The organism is Pigmentiphaga sp. CHJ604, from assembly GCF_036972535.1.
GTDB lineage: Bacteria > Pseudomonadota > Gammaproteobacteria > Burkholderiales > Burkholderiaceae_B > Pigmentiphaga > Pigmentiphaga daeguensis.
This window is the reverse complement of the sequence record NZ_CP136998.1, coordinates 4,886,605-4,907,419: the sequence shown is the minus strand read 5'-3', so window position 1 is coordinate 4,907,419 and position 20,815 is coordinate 4,886,605. Positions and strand designations below refer to the sequence as shown.

Genomic DNA, 20,815 nt, shown 5'->3' with positions numbered 1-20,815 from the left:
CTGTATAAGTAAAAGAGGGGGTGTCAACGAAGAAAAACCCGGCCATGCCGGGTTGTCCTGGCTTACGCGCGGAGCTAGTGCGCCTGCACGTCCTCGTCGCGCAGGCCCATCGCTGCGCGGTAGGCGGCCTTGACCTCGTCCGGCTGTCCGGCCTGGAACGGATAGTCGGCCAGGTGCTTGCCCAGTATGGGATGCGCCAGCAGTTGTTCACGGGTCAGGCCCTCGGTGAACAGATGGCGTCCGGCTATGGGCAGCTCGACGCATTCGTTCACGGCCGGGTCGCGGATCAGCCCGCTGGGATCGCGTCCATCCGCCACGGCGTCCATGTCCTCGCCGAAGCGCTTGCGCAGCATGGCGATGCCGCGGTCGCTGGAGGCCAGGTTTTCCTTGGTGCGATCGGCGATGGTGCCTTGCCCGACCCAGGCCACGAAATCCTGGTTCATGACGTGGCTGGAGATCCAGCGGCCGGTGTCGGGATCCACCACGGGGCCGTGCCAGGCCGGGATGGGCCCTTGTTCATAGGGCTCCTGTTCCTTGGGAACGCGCGAGAAGGCCCAGGCGATGCTGAGCGTGTTCTCGTCGTCGATGGGGATCCGCCATTCGATGTGGTCGCCCAGGCAGAACGCCTGTGGCCACAGGCAGACGCGGCCGACGGTCCACAGGGGATGGCGCTCGCTGGTGTCTTCGCGCAGCCGCTTGTAGATGATGCCGTAGTCGAATTCCTCGAAATCCACCTTGATGTGCGTGGGCGCGTAAGGGCCGGTCTCGCCCTTGAGGCGAATGCTCCAGTTCGAGTGCATCCATTCGAAGTGCACGGGGTCGATGGAGTTCTCCTGGCACTGCAGCCAGTTGCAGGGAATCTCGGAGATGACGATCTGGGCGAAGCCGTTCTTCCAGGTGAAGGGTTCCCAGTTGGGAACCAGCGGCGCGGGCGGCGGGCCGAGATAGGCCCACAGCATGCCGGCCTTCTGTTCCACCGGATAGGCGGTGATGCGCAGGCGTTCCTTCATGCGGGCATGGGGCGCCGCGATGTCCTCGTAGGGTTGCTCGGTACAGCGGCCGTCGCGGTCGAACAGCCAGCCGTGGTAGTTGCAGCGAAGGCCCGATTGCTCGACGAAGCCATAGGACAGGTCCGCCCGCCGGTGGGCGCAGCGCCGGTCGATCAGGCCGAAGTTGCCGCCCAGGTCCTTGTACAGCACGAGATCTTCGCCCAGCAGCCGGACGGGCTTGGTCTCCATCTTGTCGAATTCGCTGACCGCCGCGATCGGGTGCCAATAGCGCCGTAGCAGTTCCCCCATGGGGGTGCCGGGCCCCACCCGAGTCAATTGACGGTTCTTCGCTTCGCTAAGCATGTGTCGTCTCCCTCGGCATCCGGCGACAACCATGCGGGTCTGCCTGCAAGTCGTTCATTGTTGGTGAATTAAGTCTGCTATTTAACATACAGTATGCGTGTTTGGGTGTTCGTGTCAAGACAAAGCGAAGGCCTTCCAGGACGGCAAGCGCGGTTCGCGCAATGGCGAGATCCATTGGGCGCAGGAGATGCTCGACCAGGGCGGCATGATGCGCGAGTTGGTCAAGTGGGACTCTATGCGCGCTACGTGGAAGGGGGCGACATCCACCGGGTGGCCGCCTTCATGAAGGCTCAGTGGCGCGGCGGCGTGAGCTGGCGATGCCTCGCGCGCGGTCCGGGAGGCGGTGGGAACGCTGCCGGTGCTGGCCGACGAAGTCCGGACCACGCTGGCGCAGATCGGCTGCCGCCGTTTCGCCGACATGTCGCCCGCGTTCATCCATCGCGGCGCGCCCGGACAGGGCGAGCCGGCCCGGGTGTCCGCGGCCCGCGCGGCCTGACGGGTGTCCCACCGTGCCGCGGGTTATTCCGGGCTGATGCCTTCGGTCTTGATGACCTGTTTCCAGCGGTCGAATTCGGCGCGGGTGAGCCGGCCCAGGTCCTCGGGCGAGCCCAGCACCACGTTGAAGCCCGTATCGGCCAGCGCGGTGCGCATGGCCGGCGCGTCGAAGATGGCTTTCAGCTCGCGGTTGAGCCGCGCCACGACAGGCTCCGGGGTTCCCGCCGGCGCGTACAGCCCGACCCAGACCGCCAGCCGATAGCCGGGATAGCCCAGTTCCTCCAGCGTGGGCACGTCGGCCATCAGGGGCGAGCGCGCCGCGCCCGTCTGGGCGATGGCCTTGAGCTTGCCCGAGGCCACCAGCGGCCGCGCCGCCTCGATCGGGGCGATCATCATGGTCACGCTGCCCTGGACCACGTCCATGATCGCGCTGTTCAGGCCGCCGGCGGGTATGTGGCGCATCTTCACCCCCACCATGTTCTGCAGCACGGTCGTGTACAGGTGGGCGGTGGAGGCGATGCCCGGCGAGGCATAGGACGCATCGTCGGGGCGGGCCTTGAGCAGGGCCACCAGTTCCTTGAAGTTGCCGGCTGGTGTGTTCGCGCCGGTGATGACGACCTGGGCGCTTTCGGCGATCTGGCCCACGGGCACGAAGCTCTTGACCGGATCGTAGGGCGTGGGGCGAAAGGCGGGCGTGATGACCAGCGTGGTGGGGCCGACCATGAGCGTATGGCCGTCCGGCGCGGCACCGGCGGCGTAGGCCGTGCCGATGATGCCGCTGGCGCCCGACCGGTTCTCGACATAGGTGTTCTGGCCCAGTCGTTGCGACAGTTGTTCGGCCGCGCGCCGGGCGATGGCGTCCGCGCTGGTGCCCGGACTGTAGGGAACGACGATCTTGACCGCGCGGCGGGGGTAGGGCGACGAGGCGGCCGGGTCGGGCTGCGCCTGGACGCCGGTGCAACAGACGAGCAGCCCGACCGCAAGCGGCAGTCCGGCTGAGAACGGGAACGCGTGAACCATGGCTGTCTCCATGCTGGGGTGGGCCGGCTTTCTACGTGCCGGACTCTATCTATAATATATAATATATATGAAATTAGACAAGAGAAAAGCATGAGCGCACGCGGCTCCGCCCGCCGTCCCGGGTCAGGACAGCGGGCGGAGCAGGACTCGAGGGGGAGGGGCGTCAGTCCGCGCGCGAGGCGGTGTCCGCTTCCTGGGACAGCGTCCTGGCGCGCTGGTAGGCCAACCGTTCCCGCATCAGCCTGGCCGCTTCCACGCCGTCGGCGGACTCGATGGCCTCGAGCAGCAGTTTGTGGTGGCGCACGATGCGGACCGCCGATGCCGAAGTGAGGTTGGGGCGCAGCACCGGTTCGAGCACGAAACTCAGCGCGTGGAACTGCGCAAGCAGGATGCGGCTGTGGGACGCGCGCACGATGGCTTCGTGAAAGCGCATGGATGCATCGGCGAAGCGGTCGAGCTCGCCTTTCAGCGAGGACAGCTCGGCCAACACGCCGCGCAGATGTTCCAGGTCGGCCTCGTCGCGCCGTTCCGCCGCCAGCCGGGCGGCCATTTCCTCGATCGCCATCTGCGCGTCGAACACTTCGCCCGAGGTGATGCCGATGAGCTTGAGGTGGATGGCCAGCGCGTCGGCCAGCCGGTCCGGGTTGCCTTGGGCGACCCAGACGCCGCCGCGGGCGCCCATGCGGATCTCGACGATGCCCAGCCCTTCCAGCGTGCGCAGGGCGTCGCGCGCCGCCATGCGGCTGACGCCGAACTGCTCGGACAGCGCGGCTTCGCTGCCCAGGAACTGTCCGGCGACGATTTCCCGGTTCAGGACCGCCGCCCGTATCTGCGCCACGATGCCGCCCGACAGCGTGGCGTTGGGGACGGCTGCCCACGAGGGGGGCGAAGAAAGAGGCTTGCTGACCAATCCTGATCCTTTGAGGGCAAAGCGTGACGGCGGTGGATCGCATTATAGGGTGCCGTGCCTTGCTTGGTTTAAGTATGATATATAATATATATAGGCATGGAGCCTCGCGCTCTTCCTTTCTATCCTTAGACACTGGCTGATCATGCTGAACCAAGAAAAGAACGAGTTGCTGACCCGCGTGGGGCGGGGCACGCCGATGGGGGAACTGCTGCGGCGCTACTGGATGCCGGTCGCGGGCGTCACGGAGTTCGACAGCCGCGCAACCAAGGCCGTGCGCTTGTTCGGCGAAGACCTGGTGCTTTATCGCGACCTGGAAGGCAGATGGGGGCTGGTCGATCGCCATTGCCCGCACCGCCGGGCGGACCTGGCCTACGGTTTCCCGGAGTCCGAGGGCCTGCGCTGCAACTATCACGGCTGGCGCTTCGGCGCGGACGGCGCATGCCTGGAGCAACCCTACGAGGACGTTGCCCATCCCGAGGCGCGCATGAAGGACCGCATCCGGATCACGGCCTATCCCGTCCAGGAAAAGGCCGGTCTGCTGTGGGCCTACATGGGACCGGCCCCGGCGCCGCTCCTGCCCGACTGGGAGGCCTTTTCGTGGCCCAACGGCTTTCGCCAGATCGTGCTGTCGGAAATCCCCTGCAACTGGTTCCAGTGCCAGGAGAACTCCATCGATCCGGTGCACTTCGAGTGGATGCACAACAACTGGAGCCTGCGCCAGCAGGGGGTGCTGCAACCCTATTCGCCCGTGCACAAGGAGGTCGGCTTCGACGAGTTCGAGCATGGCTTCCTGTACCGGCGGGTCCGGGGCAACGGCAGGAAAGAGGACCCGCTGTGGGCGGTCGGGCGCGTCTGCCTGTGGCCCAACGCGGTGTTCCTGGGGGACCACTTCGAGTGGCGCGTGCCCATCGACGACGAGAACACGCTGAGCGTGTGCTGGTCCTACACCCGCGTTCCCCGGGAAAGCGAACCGTATGTGCAGCCCTCCATTCCCACCTGGCACGGCCCCATCCGCGACGAGCGCGGCGACTGGATCTCGTCGCACGTGATGAACCAGGACTTCGTGGCATGGGTGGGGCAGGGGCGGATCGCGGACCGCAGCCTGGAGAACCTGAGCGCCAGCGACCGGGGCATCACCATGATCCGCAAGAAGTTCTTCGAGGAACTGGACGCTGTGGCGGCAGGCGCGGACCCCAAGGGAGTGATGCGCGATCCGGACAGGAATCACCGGGTGGAACTGCCCCTTGCCTTTCGCGAGATCCTGACCGGCGGACTGCCGCTGGCGGAACTGAAGGCCCATCCGGTGTTCGGCCGGCACCTGCACGACTATGTCTTCCAGGCCGGACAGCCCGAACCGGTGGCGCGGGCGTATCGCCAGGCCATGGGACTGGAGGATGACGGAGGCCACTGAGTCCCTCCGCGCCGCAAGGGCCGGGACTGGTCCAAATGCGGCGGATATGTATAATACTGTATGAGTGTTATAGCGAGGTTGGAGGAGACCCACCCATGATCATCGATTGCCATGCCCACGTAAGCGCGCCCACGGAACTGTGGGCCTACAAGGCGAGCCTGCTCGCCAGCCGCGGCAGCCACGGCCGCGGCAAGGTGAAAGTCACGGACGACGAGATCCGGGCCGCCGCCAACAAGGCCGAGACCTGGCCGATGGGGCACCTGGACTACCTGAAGAAACACGGCACGGACCTGCAGCTGGTGTCGCCCCGTCCTTTCCAGCTGATGCAGTCCGAGCGTCCGGCGCGGATCATCGACTGGTTCACCGAGGAGTGCAACAACATCATCTACCGGCAGACCCAGCTTTTTCCGGAGACCTTCGCCGGCGTGGCGGGCCTGCCCCAGGTGGCGGGCGAGCCGATCGAGCGGGTGCTGCCCGAACTGGAGCGCTGCATCCGAGAACTGGGTTTCGGCGGCTGTCTGTTGAACCCCGATCCGTTCGAGAACGGTTCGGAAGAAGCGCCGCCGCTGGGCGACCGCTACTGGTATCCGCTGTACGAGAAGCTGTGCGAACTGGACGTGCCGGCGCACATCCACGGCACGGGATCGCGTTCCGAGCGCGTGCCCTATTCGCTGCACTTCATCAACGAAGAGACGGTGGCGGTATTCGGCCTGCTGAACTCCAACGTCTACAAGGATTTCCCCGACCTGAAGGTGGTGGTCAGCCACGGCGGCGGCGCCATCCCCTACCAGCTGGGCCGCTTCCAGGCGCCCTCGCTGCGGCGGCCCGAGGGCGACCGCTTCACCGATCGCCTGGAAAAGCTCTACTTCGACACGGTGCTGTATACCGAGGAAGCGCTGCGCCTGCTGATCAAGACGGTGGGCGTGGACCGCTGCCTGTTCGGCACGGAGTGCCCCGGCGTGGGGTCGTCGGTCGATCCGGCCACGGGCCGCTCGATGGACGACGTCAAGCCGCTGATCGAGGGCTTCGACTGGCTGAGCGCGGCCGACAAGAAGAAGATCTTCGAGGACAACGCCCGCAAGGTCTTCAAGCTGCGGCAGTAGGAACCAGGACGGGGCGCCGCCGGCGCGCCCCGTGCCCGAAGGGACGGACATGAGCACGACCGCCAATGCGCCCGCGCTGCGCACCCCCGTATCGCTGCTGACGGGCTTCCTGGGCAGCGGCAAGACCACGCTGCTGGGCCGCCTGATCCGCCATCCGGGCATGGCCGACACCGCGGTCATCATCAACGAGTTCGGCGAGATCGGCCTGGACCATCATCTGGTCGAGGCGGTCAGCGGCGAGGCCGTGCTGCTGGCCAGCGGCTGTGTCTGCTGCACGATACGCGACGACCTGGCCGCCACGCTGCGCGAGCTGCACGACAAGCGCGAGCGGGGCGAGATCCCGGCCTTTCGCCGGGTCGTGATCGAGACCACCGGGCTGGCCGATCCCGCGCCCATCATTCATTCGCTGCTCAGGCACGCCGATGTCCGCCAGCTGTATGCGCTGGACAGCGTCATCTCGACCATCGATGCCGTCAACGCGGAGGCCCAGCTCGACCGCCAGCCCGAATCCGTGAAGCAGGCGGCGGTGGCGGACCGCCTGGTACTGACCAAGACCGACCTGGTGGACGAGGCGCGGACCGAGGCCCTGCTGGGGCGGTTGGCGCGCCTGAATCCCGGAGCCGACGTGGTGCGTGCCGACCGTGGCGAGGTGGACCCGGCGCGCCTGTTCGAAGTGGGCGCGCTGCCTCGGCACCGCGCGGCCGATACCGGCGATGAACCGGAGCCGGACGGTTACCTGGCCGGTGTCATGCGTCACGTCTGCGGCCCGGATTGCGAGCATGCGGGCAGGGCGGGCCGGCACGACGCCGGCATACGCACGCACGCCTTCCGTTTCCAGCAGCCCCTGGACTGGGAACGCGTCAGCGCCTGGCTGGGCGGGCTGGCCTATTTCCATGGCGATGCCCTGTTGCGGATGAAGGGCCTGTTGAACCTCAGGGGCGAAAGCGCGCCGGTCGCCGTGCACGCGGTACAGCATCTGTTCCACGATCCCGTCACGCTCGCGCGGTGGCCTGACCAGGATCGCGATTCCCGCCTGGTGTTCATCACCAAGGGCCTGGACCGGGAGGTGATCGCCGATGCGCTCGCCCTGGCCATGGCCGAGGACTGACCATGACAACGAATCGAACGCACGCCGTGATCCAAGGAGACGGAAATGGCTGAGGTAGTATGCGCGCTGGCGTGCTCGCACGGCCCCTTGCTGGCGACGCCGCCGGACATGTGGGACCTGCGCGCGGGCGCCGATCGCGAGAACAAGCGGCATTGGTATCGCGGCAGGCAGATGGACTACGCCACGCTGCTGGCGGAACGGCAGCCGGGCTTCCACGACGAGGCCAGCCTGCCGCAGCGGCAACTGCGCCACGACGCCTGCCAGCGGGCGCTGGACGAGATGGCGCGGCGGTTCCGCGCCGCGCGGCCGGACGTGGCCATCATCCTGGGCAACGACCAGCGCGAGGTCTTCCGCGAGGACCTGACCGCCGGCTTTACCGTCTATGCCGGCGACGAGATTCCCAACACCCCCTTGTCCGAAGAGCAGGTCCGGCGCCTGCCGCCCGGCGTCGCGGTGGCCGAGGAAGGCCACTGCCCGCCAGGGGGCGCGATCTATCCGGGCGACAGGCGGACCGCTGAGAGCCTGGTGCAGGCCTTGGTGGCCGAGTCCTTCGATGTGGCGGTGTCGTACCGGCTGCCCGGCGGCGCGGATCGCCAGCACGGCATTCCCCACGCCTTCGGCTTCATCTACCGCCGCATCATGGAAGATGCGCCGCCGCCGTCGGTGCCCGTCTTCACCAACGTGGGCGTGCCGCCCAACCGGCCGCTCACGCGGCGCTGCCTGCAGATGGGGCATGCGCTGGCCAAGGGCATCGCGGCGCTGCCGTCCGATCTGCGGGTGGCCATCGTGGCCTCGGGCGGCTTCACCCATTTCGTCGTGGACGAAGAACTGGACCGCCGGATCCTGGACGCCATGCGCCGGGGCGACGAGGCGGCGCTGGCCGCCGTGCCCGAGTCGCATTTCGAGGGCAATACCTGCGAGATCAAGAGCTGGTATCCGCTGGTGGCGGCCATGAACGACCTGGGCCGCAGGATGGAAGTGATCGACTACGTGCCGTGCTACCGGACCGAGGCCGGGACGGGCAGCGGCATGGCCTTCGCGTCGTGGCAATGACGCGGCGCAAGAACCGAGGGAATGCAAGACATGGATAGCAAGGACATCGTGCGGCGCATGCAGCGCATCGACAGCTGCGCCTTTTCGGATGCGCTGGACAAGCTGGGCTTGAAAGGGACGGTGACGGGCCTGCCCAGGCGCGCCGCGAGCCGCCGCATTGCCGGGCGGGTGGTGACGCTCAAGCTGGTCGAGGCGTCGCAGGCGCCCCGCCACGACGGGCCGCCCCGGCACCTGGGCACCACCGCCATCGAAGCGGCCGAGCCCGGGGATATCGTCGTCGTCGAACAGCGCACGGGCGTGGACGCGGGATCGTGGGGCGGCATCCTGTCGCTGGGCGCGAAGCTGCGCGGCCTGGCGGGCGTGATCGCCGACGGTCCGGTACGCGATGCGGACGAGGCGCACGAGTACGACTTCCCCATCTATGCGCGCGCCACCACCGCGTTCACCGCGCGCGGCCGCGTGGCCGAGGCGGGTACCAACGTACCCGTGCGGATCGGCGACGTGACCGTCCAGGCCGGCGACTACGCGGTCGCCGACAGCAGCGGCGCGGTGTTCATACCCGCCGAGCAGGCCGAGGCCGTGCTGCGCGTGGCCGAGGAGATCGCCGCGCGCGAGGCCGCCATGGCGCGCGCGCTGATGGCCGGCCAGCGCATCACCGACGTGATGGGCGCCAACTACGAGAACATGCTGGCCCGCTGAAACGGGGCGGCGCAACGACGAACGACCGGAGACGACATGGACAAGAACGTAGAACGCATCGCCAGGCTGGATACCGCCACGCTGAGCGATGCGCTGGACCGGCTGGGCATCCAGGGCCAGTGCCACGGCATCAAGCCCCGCACCGCCGGTTTCCGCCTGGCGGGACGCGCCTTCACCATCCTGTATGGCCCCGCTTCCACGCCGCCGGGCACGGTGGGCGATTTCATCGACGACGTGCCCGACGGCCACGTCGTCGTGCTGGACAATGGCGGACGGGTGGATTGCACCGTGTGGGGCGACATCATGACCGAGATCGCCCACCGCCGGAAGCTGGGCGGCACCGTGATCGACGGCATCTGCCGCGACGTGTCGCTGTGCATGGACCTGGGCTACCCGGTCTTCAGCCGCGACCACTGGATGCGCACCGGCAAGGACCGCGTGCAGGTCGAGGCCACCAATGTGCCGGTCAATATCGGCAACGCCCGTGTCGCGCCGGGCGACCTGCTGCGCGGCGACGCCGACGGGCTGGTCGCGGTGCCGCAGGCGCACGAGGAAGCCGTGCTGGCGGCGGCCGAGGAGATCGCGATGGTCGAAGACCGCATCCGCGAGGCGGTGCGGGGCGGCATGCGCCTGGACGAGGCGCGGCGCGAGTTCGGCTATCACACCCTGCAAACGAGGAAGAAATGAGCCAGAGCCGTTTCCCGTTCATGTCGCTGCCCACCGTCACGGTGGATATCGAGCGGCCCAGCCCGGCCCAGCTGGAGGAGGCCGCGGCGCTGCCCAGTTCGACGCTGCACGAGGCGGCCGGCAAGATCGGCGCGCTGCCGTCGGCGATCAAGCCGGTGCATCCCTCGTTCCGCATCTGCGGTGCCGCCGTGACGGTACAGTCGCCGCCGGCCGACAACCTGTGGCTGCATCGCGCCATCGTCGCCGCGCAGCCGGGCGACGTGCTGGTGGTGCACGTCGGCGGCCACTACGAGGCGGGCTATTGGGGCGAGGTCATGTCGCAGGCGGCTCGCGCCCGCGGCCTGGCGGGGCTGGTCATCGACGGCTGCGTGCGCGACGGCGCCATCCTGGAGCGCTTCGGCTTTCCCGTCTTCGCGCGCGGCCTGTGCATACGGGGCACGGGCAAGGACTTCGATGCGCGCGGCTGGATCAACGCGCCGACGCTGTTCGGCGACGTCACCGTGCAGCCGGGCGACCTGATCGTGGGCGATACCGACGGCGTGGTCGCCATTCCCCGCGCCCGCATCGACGAGGTCCTGGCCAAGGCCCGCCAGCGCGAGGAGGATGAGGCCCGCATCATCGAGCGCCTGGCGGCAGGTGAAAACTCCCTGGACATCTATAACTGGAACCGGTGACCGGCTATAGGAGGAACAGCGTCGCCAGGCCCAGGAAGATGAAGAACCCCATGGTGTCGGTCGCGAAGGTCAGCAGGACCGAGGAGCCGATGGCCGGGTCCTTGCCGAAGCGGCTGCGGGTCAGGGGGACCAGCATGCCTATGCAGGCGCCGACCAGCAGGTTCAGGACCATGGCGGCCATCATGACGAGGCCGAGCGAGTAGCGGCCGGAGATCGCCCAGGCGAACAGGGCGGCGACCGCGCCGCCGCCCAGGCCCACCACCAGCGCGATTTCCAGCTCGCGGCGCACCAGCTTGCCGACGTTGGCCGAGTTGATGCGGCCCACGGCCAGAGCCCGGATGATCAGGGTCATGGTCTGGTTGCCGGAGTTGCCGCCTATGCCGGCGACGATGGACATGAGGAAGGCCAGGATGACGATGTGGCCCACGGTGTCCTCGAAGCGCGAGGCGACGAAGGCGGCGGTCGAGGCGGTGCACAGGTTGACCAGCAGCCAGGGCGCGCGGTTGCGGATGGCCTGCGGGATGGGGGCGAAGATGTCTTCTTCCTGCAGGCCGGCCTTGGACAGCGCCTGCTCGTCCGAGGCCTCGCGGATCACGTCCACCACCTCGTTCACGGTCACGCGCCCGATCAGGCGGCCCACGGCGTCCACCACCGGCGCCGACACCAGGTCGTAGCGCTCGAACGCGGCGGCGGCCTCGTCGGCCTCGTCCAGCGGCGCCAGGGTCAGGATCTCGGTTTCCATCACGTCGGCCACCTGCGTATCGGGGTCGCTGACGATGAGGCGGTTGATGGCCAGGCTGCCCATCAGCTTGTCGTGCCGGTCGACCACGAAGATCTGGTCGGTGTGGTCGGGCAGTTCCTGCAGGCGCCGCAGGTAGCGCAGCACCACTTCCAGCGTGACGTCGTTGCGCACGCGGACCATCTCGAAGTCCATGATGGCCCCGACCGAATCCTCGGGGTAGCTCATGACCTCGGTCAGGCGGGCGCGCTCCTCGTCGGTCAGGCCCTTCTGGACCTCGGCCACCACCTCGGGCGGCAGGTCGGGGGCCAGGTCGGCCAGCTCGTCGGCCTCGAGGTTCTCGGTCGCGGCGACCAGTTCCTCCTGGTCCATGGTCGAGATGAGCGACTCGCGGACCCAGTCGGCGACCTCCAGCAGGATCTCGCCGGCGCGCTCGGGACGGACCAGTTGCCAGACTGCCTGCCGGTCTTCCTTGGGCAAGGATTCGAGGATGAAGGCGATATCGGCCGGATGCAGGTCCTCGAGCAGCGCGCCGAGTTCGGCGTCATGCTGGCGATGGACCAGGGCCTCGACCAGCGGGGCGCGGGTATCGCCGGCTTCCTGCCGGTGGACCAGTTCTTCGACCAGGTGCTGGCGTCGCAGCAGTTCCTGGACATGCTCCAGGGCTTCCTGGGCATCTTCGGGCTCGAGCCGGTTGCGCTCGAGCGATTTGAGTTGGGTTGCTTGTTCGACCATCGCGCGGGAAAACACAAGACGGCCCCGCACGGGCCTTGGGTCTGGCGCCTGACGCGGGCGGACTCAGATGGGGCTCGAACGGAGGCCGGGGAACAAAAGGCCGGCTGGTAGTAAGGGTCTAGGTCGTGGCTGTGAGGCCATACCGGAAAAGCAGCACGCATGCACTGCGAAGTTGACGACGCCGCAATTGTACGCGCGCCACATGACATTCGGCCGCATTGCCCCGCCGGTTGGCGAGTTTGGTTGCAATTGAGTCACGGAATGGCCGCGCCTGGCATCCAGCGCAGCAGGCGGTCAGTGCGCGAGGCGAGGTAGGCCGAGCCCCGGTTCTTGTCGTAGAACCGGGGCCGGGGCAGCATGGAGGCCAGCCGCGCGGCCTGGTAGGACGACAGGTTGGCGGCCGAGGTATTGAAATAGTGGCGGGCCGCGGCCTCGGCGCCGAAGACGCCTTCGCCCCATTCGGCGATGTTCAGGTACAGCTCCAGGATGCGCTGCTTGGTCATGACCAGCTCGATCATGTAGGTGATGACCACTTCCTGGCCCTTGCGCAGGTAGTTGCGGGAGTTGGACAGGAACAGGTTCTTGGCGACCTGCTGGGTGATGGTGGAGCCGCCGCGCATGGGCCGCGAAGGCGGCTTGCGGCCGCGAGCCATCGCGCGTTCGGTCGCTTCGGCCAGTTGGCGGTTGTGGTCGTAGGCCTTTTCGACGGCGTTCCAGTCTATGCCGCCATGTTCCAGGAAATTGGCGTCTTCGGCGGCCACGGCGGCGCGCTTGAGGTTGTTGCTGATGCGGCCGTAGTCCACCCACTGGTAGTTCAGGCGCCGGTGGGGATCGCGCTCCTGCAGCCGCGCGAGTTCGCTGCGCATGATCGAGGTCGAGCCCGGCGGCATGTAGGCATACCAGAGCACCCAGCCGAACAGCCAGACCTGGTACAGCAGCACCAGCGCCACCGCGGCCAGTACCAGGCGCATGGCCATGCCCGCGACGCGGGCGGCAAGCGAGCGGCGGCGGACGGGGCGCGCGGGGCGGCGGGGAGGCATGTCAGGCGGAAAGCAGCTTGCGCAGGGCGGCCAGCACCGGCGCCGGATCGGGCCGCACGCCGCGCCAGATGTGGAAGCTCTCGGCCGCCTGGCCGACCAGCATGCCCAGGCCGTCGGCGGTGGCCGAGGCGCCGTCGGCCATGGCCTGGCGCAGGAAGGCGGTGGGGCGGGCGGCGTACATCAGGTCGTAGGCCATCGCGCCCGCGGCGTAGGCGCCAGCCGGCAGAGGGGGGGCTTCATCGTCCAGGCTGCTGGCGGTGGCGTTGATCACGAGGTCCCAGCCGCCGCCGGCCGGCAGGTCGGCATAGCCGCTTCCCCGCAGCGTGGCCTGGCCGGCGGGGAACGAGGCCGCCAGTTCCTCGGCGCGGGCCGCGGTGCGGTTGGCGATGTCGATGCGGGCACAGCCGGCCTCGATCAGCGGCAGCAGGATGCCGCGCGCGGCGCCGCCGGCCCCGGCCAGCAGCACCCGCGCGCCGGCCAGGCGGGCGCCCAGCCGCCGCAGGTCGGCGATCAGGCCGACGCCGTCGGTGTTGCAGCCGTGCAGCCGTCCGTCGGCCATCCACAGGGTGTTGACCGCCCCGGCCGCCATGGCGCGGGGGCTCAGCTGGGCGCGGGCCAGCTCGAAGGCCTGCAGCTTGAAGGGGACGGTGACGTTCAACCCGCCGCCGCCCGCGGCGAAAAAGCCGGCCACCTGGGCGGGGAAGTCGTCGACGGGCGCGCAGATGGCCTCGTAGGTGAGGTCCTGGCCGGTCTGCTCGGCGAACCGCGCGTGTATCCAGGGCGATTTGCTATGGGCGACGGGATTGCCGATGACGGCGTAGCGGGTGGGAGCGGAGGACATCAGCCGGGTTTCGCGAGTAGCTTGTCGTTGGTGAAGTACCAGGTGCGCGTGATGGCCAGCACGTCGGTGTCGCGCGCGATCTGGGGCGGGAACGGGGCGAACGGCGTGGCCAGCGCGACGATGCGCCTGGCCGCATCGTTGAGTATTTTATGTTCCGACGGCTTGTCGATGTCCATGCGTTCGACGGTGCCGTCGCTGCGTATATATACCGTCATGCGCAGGGAGCCGTATACCTTGCCGCGGGCCGCCGCCGGGTAGTTCTGGTTGCCCAGCGTCTCGACCCGCTGCCGCCACTGCTCGACATACACCGCGAAGCGGTATTCCGAGGTGGACGGGGCGAAGAAGTGCCGGCGCGGGCGCTTGTTGTAGTCGTCGACGCGCTGGGAGATCTCGGCGAATTGGCGGGCGAGCTGTTCGGCCCGTACCTGGGTGGGGTTGCGTTCGGGGGCGGGCGCGCCCAGCGGACCGGGAGGCGTGGGCGCCTGGCCGTGGTCGCGCGACAGCGAGGCGGCCAGGCGGCGCTGCTCGGCTTCCAGCGCGGCCTGGCGCTGCTGCAGTTCGGCCAGCAGCTTGCCGTCGCGGCTGGCGGCCGAGTGCGGCACCGGCGCCTTGGCATGCCCGGCGGCGGCATCGCCGCCGCCATCGCTGGCGACCTGCGCCCGCAATTGGGCCTGGGCCGGGGCGTGGCCGGTGCCGGCGTTGAGCAGCACCACTTCCAGCCCGTCGTCGCGTTCGGGGCGCGTGGGCCCGGGCGCGGTGAAGTGCAGGGCGAACAGGATGAGGTGGGCGAACAGCGAGATCGCCAGCGCACTCATCAGGTAGCGCCGGTCGGGCCGGGTGGTCCAGTCCTCGGCCAGTTGACCGAGGACGCGCGCGCCGGCGCGCCGGAGCCGGCGCGCCGGCGGATCCTGCGTGGAAGAAGGCCGGGGGCCGGAGGCCGCGGGCTTGCCGTCAGGGGGAAGGGGGGGAGCGGGGGGATGCGACACCCCGCGATTGTAAAGCGTCAGGCGGGGGCGGATGGCCGCACGGCATAGCGCGGCGGGCGGCCGGACAGGCCGTCTTCCAGGCTTTCGAGCATCATGTCGAGCTGCACCAGGATGGCGGCGGGCGATCGGCCCGAGATGTGGGGCGTCAGCACGACGTTGTCCATGCCCGCCAGTTCGGCCAGCAGCGCGGCGGGCGGCTCGGGTTCTTCCTCGAGCACGTCCAGGCCGGCCCCGGCCAGTTGCCCGGCGCGCAGCGCCTCCAGCAGGTCGTCGGTCTTGAGCACCGATCCGCGCGCGACGTTGATGACGACGCCGCCCGGCCCCAGGGCCTGGAACATTTCGCGGTTCAGCAGGTGGCGCGTGCGCGGCCCGCCGGGGCAGCAGGCGAACAGGAAGTCGCTGTTGCGGGCGAGTTCGAGCGGGTCGGCGTAGTAGGTGCCGGGCGCGCCCGGCTTGGGGGAAGGGTTGTGGTAGCCGATGTCGGCGCCGCAGGCGGCGGCGCGTTCGGCGACCATGCGGCCGATCTGGCCCAGGCCGATGATGCCCACCCGGGACTTGTTCAGGCTGGCGCGGGGGGCGCGCAGGGACGTCCAGGCTTCGCCGCGGGCCAGCCGGTTGCTCAAGGTCCGCAGGCCCCGCGCCAGCGCGAGGGCCAGGCCTATCGCATGGTCGGCCACCGTGGCGGCATTGGCGCCGGGGGCGTTGGTGACCACGATGCCCCGGGCATGGGCGTCGGCGATGTCGATGTTTTCGGTACCCGCGCCCATGGAGCAGATCACCCGCAGGCGCGGCAGCCTGTCCATCTGGGCGGCGGTCAGGCCGGTCGAGCCGTTGGTGACCACCGCTTCGACGTCGGCGACGGCGGTGGCGCCGAAGTCCGGCGCGCTCTCGTGCAGGCGGTAGTGCCGCGCGATACCGTCGCGCAGCGCGGGCGGCAGGGGAATGATGGACAGGACGTGGCGGGTCATGGGTGGTTGTTTCCTGGAATGGGGATGCGCCGCGCGGGACACGGCGCACGGGCCGGACCGTTTCAGGCGGCCGGCTTGACCTCCTTCACGGCGCCCTTCCAGCCATTTTCCGTGATGTCGAAGACCGTGCCGTCCGGCATCCGGTATTTGACCTCATAAAACACGTTGGGGTCGGTTTCCTTGCGGCCGGTCAGGTAGGTGCCGCCGGCTTCGGTGATGCGCTTCTCGGCGGCTTCCAGGTCGTCGACCCACATGCCGAAGTGGATCACGCCGCGCACATCCTTCAGGCCCGCATAGCCGGGCACGGTCTCGTTGGCGAAGTTCAGCAGCGCCACGTTCATGACGCCGTCCGTCATGTAGATGCCCCGCATGGCCTTGCCGGCCCGGGTCATGCCGAAGGCCTTCTCGAAGAATTGGGCCGCGGCTTCGGGATCTTCCACCGAGAGAGCGATGTGCCTGAGTTTTTCCATGAGTGCTCCTGGTCGTTCAAGGGCTGATGGGGCTTCCCATCTTTTGGTGTTCCATTCTATATTACAGGTATACCAAAATTAATAAAGGATTTTTGTTGTAGTTTTTTTGGATACCTGTAATCGATTTGGCATGTAAGTTGCATCGGATGTCTCCGTGTGGCCCGGCGCCTCGGGTGAGCGCGTCGTGGGCTACCCCACCAAATCTGGAGCTCGGAATGAACAAGCAACGCAGGTCTTGCATGAAGGCGGGGGCCGTGGCCCTGGCCATGGCGGCATCGGGGGTGGCATGGACGGCCGGCGCGGCCGCGGATTCCTGGCCGGTGCGGCCCATCACCATCGTGGTGCCCTACGCACCGGGCGGCAACACCGACCTGATGGCGCGGCTGATCGGCGAGCAGCTTGCCAAGGCCTTGCACGTGCCGGTGGTGGTCGACAACAAGGCCGGTGCGGCGGGCCTGATCGCGGCGGAGTACGTGGCGCGATCGCCGGCCGACGGCTACACGCTATTCATGGGCACGCTTACGCAGATTTCCACGGCGCCGTTCACCAACAAGATCCGCTACGACCCGGTGAAGGACTTCGTGCCCATCGCCAACGTGGGCGGCAATCCGTTCGTGATCACGGTCAATGCGCGCGTGCCGGCGCGGGACGTGCAGGAGTTGATCGCCTATGCCAAGAAGCATCCCGGCAAGCTCAACATGGGGAACGCCGGCGTGGGCGGGCTGACGCATCTCTCGGCGCTGGTCTTCGCCAAGTACACGGGCATCGACGTGGTGGAAGTGCCGTACAAGGGGGCGTCGCTGGCGCTGGGCGACGTGGTGGCCGGACAGATCGACATGTATTCCGGCAACCTGTCCGAGGTCGTGCCCTATGCCCGCGACGCGCGCGTCCGGTTGCTGGGCGTGTCCAGCAAGAACCGCGTCAAGCAGCTGCCGGATGTCCCGGCCCTGGCCGAATCGGTGCCCGGCATTCCCGAGGTCGAGACCTGGAACGGGCTGCTGGGGCCGGCGGGCATGCCGGCGCAAGCCGTGGACCGGATCTCCGGCGCGGTCCTGGCGGCGCTTGCCGATCCCGTCTTCCGCAAGAAGCTCGAGGACGCCGGCATCACCCCGCTGCCCGAGGCCAAGGAGCAGTTCGCCCGGCGCATCCGCCGCGACATCGAAGTGTGGAAACCGATGATCGAGATGGCCGGCATCAAACCCGAATAATCCAGGAGGAGGATCATGATGCAAGCAGACAAGCAGCGCGTTCTCATCGTCGGGGCCGGCCCCGTCGGCATGGTGTGCGCGCTGGCGCTGAACCGGCAGGGCATACCGGTGACAGTGTTCGAGCAGGAGCCCGGCCCGGTCAAGGACCAGCGCGCCGCGTCCATCCACCCGACCACGCTGGAGATGCTGGACGAGCTGGACGTGACCCGGACCATCGTGCCGCGCGGCCTGGTTTCCGAGACCTACCAGTACCGCGACCGGGTCAGCGGGAAACTGATCGCGGAGTTCGACCTGCGCGGGATGGCGGACGTCTTCCGCTTCCCCTTCGTGCTGCAATACGAACAGTACAAGCTGACGGGGGACATCGCGCAGCAATATGCCGACGAGTCGGATTTCGACGTACGCTACGGGCATGCGGTCGAACAGATCGAGCAGCATGCCGATCAGGTCGAGATCTCGGTCCGGGGGCCCGACGGCATCCGGCGCTATCGCGGCGCCTACCTGATCGGCGCGGACGGCGGGCGCAGCACCGTGCGCAAGGCCGCCGGCATCCCGTTCGAAGGCTTCACCTACCAGGAACGTTTCATCAAGATCGCGACCAGCTTCGATTTCCAGAAAGCCCATCCCGACTACGCCTATCGCAACTATTTTTCGGACCCGGACGAGTGGTGCAACCTGTTCAAGGTCCGGGGCGAGGCCGGGGAAGGGCTGTGGCGCGCCATTTTCCCGACCCGCGTGGACGAGTCCGAGGAAGAGGCGCTGAGCGAACGGGGCGTCGAGGCCAGGCTGCAGAAGTTCTTCCCCAAGGCCGGGCGCTACGAAGTGGCCTACTGCAACGTGTACGGCGTGAACCAGCGCGTGGCGCAGACCTTCCGGCGCGGCCGCCTTCTGCTGGCCGGCGATGCGGCGCACGTCAACAATCCCATCGGCGGCATGGGCATGAACGGCGGCATCCACGACGCCATCAACCTGGCCGGCAAGCTGGGCGCGGTGCTGAGAGGCGGGGACGACGCCCTGCTGGACCAGTACAGCCGCCAGCGGCGCCATGCCGCGGTGGCCTTCGTGCAGGCGCAGACCATCGCCAACAAGAAAATGCTGGAAGAAAAAGACGAGGCCAGCCGCCAGAAGAAATTCGAAGAGCTGGCGCGCATCGCGGACGATCCGGCCGGCGCGCGGCAGTACATGCGCCGCGCCTCGCTGCTGGAGAGCCTGGAAACCGCCAATGCCATCACCTGAGGACACCATGATCGATCCCACCCGCACGCTGGGCAGCCTGCCGCCCGAGCAGGCCGCCGAACTCGAGCGCGCCGGCCCCATCTGGGGCACCGACATCAATCGCTTCCGCGACCTGGTCGTCAAGCTGTACTCGCCGCTGGTGGCGGCGGCGCCCAAGGACGGGATGACCGTCGCGCGCAATCTGCCCTACGGGGACAGCGCGCGCCAGGTGCTGGACATCTTCACGCCCGACGGCGCGCGCGATGCCGACGTCGTGGTCTTCGTGCACGGCGGCGCCTTCATTCGCGGGTCCAAGAGCGCCAATGGCCATATCTACGACAATGTGTCGTACTGGTTCGCGCGCCAGGGCATGGTGGCGGTCAACATGGAATACCGCCTGGCGGGCGAGGCGCCGTTCCCCGGCGGCGCCGACGACGTGGCCGCCGCCGTGCGCTGGCTGGCCGGGCACGTGTCCGCCCATGGCGGCAATCCGCGCCGCATGTTCCTGATCGGACACTCGGCGGGCGGCACGCACGTGGCCACCTATTGCTTCGATCCGCGCCGGGGCTATCGGCCCGATCCCGGCGTGCTGGGCGCGGTGCTGGTCAGCGCGCGGCTGCGGGCCGACACGCTGCCGGGCAATCCCAACGCCAGGGCGGTCGAGGCCTACTTCGGCACCGATCCGGCCAGCCACGAGGCCGACTCGCCCATGGCGTACGCCGCCGAGTCGGACCTGCCGGTGATGATCGCCATCGCGCAATACGAGAATCCCTACCTGGACCTGTACGGGCTGGAGTTCTGCCAGCGCGTGGCCCGCGCGCGCGGCTACGTCCCGCGTTTCGTGCAGATGATGCGGCACAACCATACGTCCATCGTCGCCCATTTCGACAGCGGCGAGGAAACGCTGGGCCGCGAGATCCTGGACTTCTTCCGCAGCATTGCCTGAGCTTCCCATTTAGAGGTTTCCATGAGTGACTCCGCCACGCTGGCCACCCGTGCCCAGCCGCTGGGCAAGTATCCCCACTACAAGACCATGGGTGACAGCATCTACCTGTCCGGCATCAGCGCCCGGCTGCCCGACGGCTCCATCGCCGGTACCACCCGCCATGCCGACGGCAGCGTGACCCGCGACATCGAGGTCCAGACCCGGGTGGTGATCGAGAACGTGCGGGCGACGCTGGCCGAGGCCGGCGCGACCCTGGCCGACTGCATCGACATCCTGGTATTTCTGACCGATATGAAGGATTTCCCGAAATACAATGCCGTCTACGGCGAGTATTTCGATGCAGGCGGCCCCACCCGCACCACGGTGGCGGTCAGCGAGCTTCCGCGTCCCGACATGATCGTCGAGATGAAGGTGGTGGCATGCCGGCCCCGGCCGTGACCGCATGCGTTACAGACCTATCGGGTAGTCATGTCCACGATTTCCTCCAAGATCTCCAAGCAGCTGGCTGAACAAATCATCGACGGCACCTATCCGCCGGGCACCAAGCTCGAGGAGCGGTCGCTGGCCGAGAAATTCAACGTGTCCCGTACGCCCATCCGCGAGGCCTTGCGCGAACTGGGCAGCCGGGGGCTGGTGGAGGTGATGCCGCGCCGGGGCGTGGTGGTCGCTTCCATCGGGGTCAAGGAACTGGCCAAGCTGCTGGAGGCCGACTGCGAGCTGGAAGCGCTGTGCGCGCGGCGCGCCGCCGAATGCATGACGGCGATGGAAAAGAAAGAGCTCGAGTTCATCTACGAGCAGAGCGCCGAGTTCGCCCGGAACGAGGACGTCGCCGGCTATCTGAACAACAACCGCCAGTTCCACGCCCATATCCTGGCCGGCGCCCACAACGAGGTGCTGGCCTCGATGGTGGCCGACCTGCGCGAGCGGCTGGCGCCGTTCCGCCAGGCCCAGGCCCACGTGAACGACCGGCTGTCGGTGTCGCACGACGAGCACGAGCCCATCGTCAAGGCCATCCTGGGCGGCGACCCCGAAGGGGCGTACAACGCCATGCGCAGCCACCATGCGCGCCTCAGCAACCACGTATTGCGGCTGATCCGCTCGCGCCAGGACGAGGACGCCTGAGCCTGCGGGGCCGGCAGGCGACCGTCGCAAGCC

General features: G+C 68.1%; 22 protein-coding genes. 13 read left to right on the top strand and 9 right to left on the bottom strand.

All coding sequences use genetic code 11. The features are described from left to right. Nucleotides 1-74: 74 nt before the first annotated feature. Entirely contained in the window at nucleotides 75-1,352 is a 1,278-nt protein-coding gene (locus R4823_RS23540) for an aromatic ring-hydroxylating dioxygenase subunit alpha (RefSeq protein ID WP_087841713.1), read from the bottom strand. Between the two features lie 343 nt (nucleotides 1,353-1,695). Here R4823_RS23540 and R4823_RS23535 point away from each other — a divergent pair, with 343 nt between their 5' ends. Then, on the top strand, nucleotides 1,696-1,848 hold the full coding sequence (locus R4823_RS23535) for a hypothetical protein (protein ID WP_165963328.1): 153 nt from the start codon (nucleotides 1,696-1,698) through the stop codon (nucleotides 1,846-1,848). Between the two features lie 23 nt (nucleotides 1,849-1,871). Here the strand turns inward: R4823_RS23535 and R4823_RS23530 are convergent, their stop codons facing one another. Continuing rightward, a complete protein-coding gene (locus R4823_RS23530) occupies nucleotides 1,872-2,867 on the bottom strand; it encodes a tripartite tricarboxylate transporter substrate-binding protein (protein ID WP_165963329.1) in 996 nt (331 codons plus the stop codon). Between the two features lie 163 nt (nucleotides 2,868-3,030). Continuing rightward, on the bottom strand, nucleotides 3,031-3,777 hold the full coding sequence (locus R4823_RS23525; RefSeq protein WP_087841711.1) for an FCD domain-containing protein: 747 nt from the start codon (nucleotides 3,775-3,777) through the stop codon (nucleotides 3,031-3,033). A gap of 142 nt (nucleotides 3,778-3,919) precedes the next feature. Here R4823_RS23525 and R4823_RS23520 point away from each other — a divergent pair, with 142 nt between their 5' ends. From R4823_RS23520 to R4823_RS23490, 7 genes are all read left to right on the top strand, one after another. After that, nucleotides 3,920-5,188 carry an aromatic ring-hydroxylating dioxygenase subunit alpha gene (locus tag R4823_RS23520; protein WP_087841710.1) on the top strand — a complete coding sequence of 423 codons (1,269 nt, stop codon included), beginning with the start codon at nucleotides 3,920-3,922 and terminating at the stop codon, nucleotides 5,186-5,188. 95 nt (nucleotides 5,189-5,283) lie between these two features. After that, nucleotides 5,284-6,291 carry an amidohydrolase family protein gene (locus tag R4823_RS23515; RefSeq protein ID WP_087841709.1) on the top strand — a complete coding sequence of 336 codons (1,008 nt, stop codon included), beginning with the start codon at nucleotides 5,284-5,286 and terminating at the stop codon, nucleotides 6,289-6,291. A 49-nt stretch (nucleotides 6,292-6,340) separates the two neighbouring features. After that, entirely contained in the window at nucleotides 6,341-7,399 is a 1,059-nt protein-coding gene (locus R4823_RS23510) for a GTP-binding protein (RefSeq protein ID WP_087841764.1), read from the top strand. A 45-nt stretch (nucleotides 7,400-7,444) separates the two neighbouring features. Then, nucleotides 7,445-8,452 (top strand): protocatechuate 3,4-dioxygenase, encoded by a 1,008-nt coding sequence (locus R4823_RS23505; RefSeq protein ID WP_087841708.1) that lies wholly within the window; start codon nucleotides 7,445-7,447, stop codon nucleotides 8,450-8,452. Nucleotides 8,453-8,482: 30 nt separating this feature from the next. Further along, nucleotides 8,483-9,151, top strand: coding sequence for an RraA family protein (locus tag R4823_RS23500; RefSeq protein ID WP_087841763.1), 669 nt, complete (start codon nucleotides 8,483-8,485; stop codon nucleotides 9,149-9,151). A 36-nt stretch (nucleotides 9,152-9,187) separates the two neighbouring features. After that, nucleotides 9,188-9,838, top strand: a complete 651-nt coding sequence (locus tag R4823_RS23495; RefSeq protein ID WP_087841707.1) for an RraA family protein — start codon at nucleotides 9,188-9,190, stop codon at nucleotides 9,836-9,838. Beyond that, nucleotides 9,835-10,512: a 4-carboxy-4-hydroxy-2-oxoadipate aldolase/oxaloacetate decarboxylase gene (locus R4823_RS23490; RefSeq protein WP_338616251.1), complete on the top strand. Its 678-nt coding sequence runs from the start codon at nucleotides 9,835-9,837 to the stop codon at nucleotides 10,510-10,512. The genes R4823_RS23495 and R4823_RS23490 overlap by 4 nt, the downstream gene beginning before the upstream one ends. A 4-nt stretch (nucleotides 10,513-10,516) precedes the next feature. On the opposite strand, the gene mgtE is transcribed toward R4823_RS23490, so the two are convergent. From mgtE to R4823_RS23460, 6 genes are all read right to left on the bottom strand, one after another. Then, nucleotides 10,517-11,986, bottom strand: a complete 1,470-nt coding sequence (gene mgtE, locus R4823_RS23485) for a magnesium transporter (RefSeq protein ID WP_087841705.1) — start codon at nucleotides 11,984-11,986, stop codon at nucleotides 10,517-10,519. 254 nt (nucleotides 11,987-12,240) lie between these two features. Beyond that, the gene (gene mtgA, locus R4823_RS23480; RefSeq protein WP_207958691.1) at nucleotides 12,241-12,963 is read right to left on the bottom strand and encodes a monofunctional biosynthetic peptidoglycan transglycosylase; all 723 of its coding nucleotides are present in this window, start codon (nucleotides 12,961-12,963) and stop codon (nucleotides 12,241-12,243) included. A 64-nt stretch (nucleotides 12,964-13,027) separates the two neighbouring features. After that, nucleotides 13,028-13,867: a shikimate dehydrogenase gene (gene aroE / locus R4823_RS23475; protein ID WP_338616248.1), complete on the bottom strand. Its 840-nt coding sequence runs from the start codon at nucleotides 13,865-13,867 to the stop codon at nucleotides 13,028-13,030. After that, nucleotides 13,867-14,853 (bottom strand): TonB family protein, encoded by a 987-nt coding sequence (locus R4823_RS23470; RefSeq protein WP_279815570.1) that lies wholly within the window; start codon nucleotides 14,851-14,853, stop codon nucleotides 13,867-13,869. Before R4823_RS23470 ends, aroE begins: the two co-directional genes overlap by 1 nt. Nucleotides 14,854-14,870: 17 nt before the next feature. Beyond that, entirely contained in the window at nucleotides 14,871-15,821 is a 951-nt protein-coding gene (locus R4823_RS23465; RefSeq protein ID WP_338616246.1) for a 2-hydroxyacid dehydrogenase, read from the bottom strand. Between the two features lie 62 nt (nucleotides 15,822-15,883). Next, entirely contained in the window at nucleotides 15,884-16,291 is a 408-nt protein-coding gene (locus R4823_RS23460) for a VOC family protein (RefSeq protein WP_087841700.1), read from the bottom strand. Nucleotides 16,292-16,506: 215 nt separating this feature from the next. Between R4823_RS23460 and R4823_RS23455 the strand changes: the two genes are divergently transcribed. From R4823_RS23455 to R4823_RS23435, 5 genes are read left to right on the top strand one after another with little or no spacing between them, the layout of a single operon-like run. After that, nucleotides 16,507-17,499 carry a tripartite tricarboxylate transporter substrate binding protein gene (locus R4823_RS23455; RefSeq protein ID WP_087841699.1) on the top strand — a complete coding sequence of 331 codons (993 nt, stop codon included), beginning with the start codon at nucleotides 16,507-16,509 and terminating at the stop codon, nucleotides 17,497-17,499. A gap of 15 nt (nucleotides 17,500-17,514) precedes the next feature. Then, complete coding sequence (locus R4823_RS23450) at nucleotides 17,515-18,735, top strand: FAD-dependent oxidoreductase (RefSeq protein WP_207958687.1); 1,221 nt, start codon at nucleotides 17,515-17,517, stop codon at nucleotides 18,733-18,735. Next, nucleotides 18,722-19,660, top strand: a complete 939-nt coding sequence (locus R4823_RS23445; RefSeq protein WP_338616244.1) for an alpha/beta hydrolase — start codon at nucleotides 18,722-18,724, stop codon at nucleotides 19,658-19,660. Before R4823_RS23450 ends, R4823_RS23445 begins: the two co-directional genes overlap by 14 nt. 21 nt (nucleotides 19,661-19,681) lie before the next feature. After that, nucleotides 19,682-20,098, top strand: a complete 417-nt coding sequence (locus tag R4823_RS23440; RefSeq protein WP_087841697.1) for a RidA family protein — start codon at nucleotides 19,682-19,684, stop codon at nucleotides 20,096-20,098. A 30-nt stretch (nucleotides 20,099-20,128) separates the two neighbouring features. Continuing rightward, nucleotides 20,129-20,782, top strand: coding sequence for a GntR family transcriptional regulator (locus tag R4823_RS23435; protein WP_087841696.1), 654 nt, complete (start codon nucleotides 20,129-20,131; stop codon nucleotides 20,780-20,782). Nucleotides 20,783-20,815: the final 33 nt, after the last annotated feature.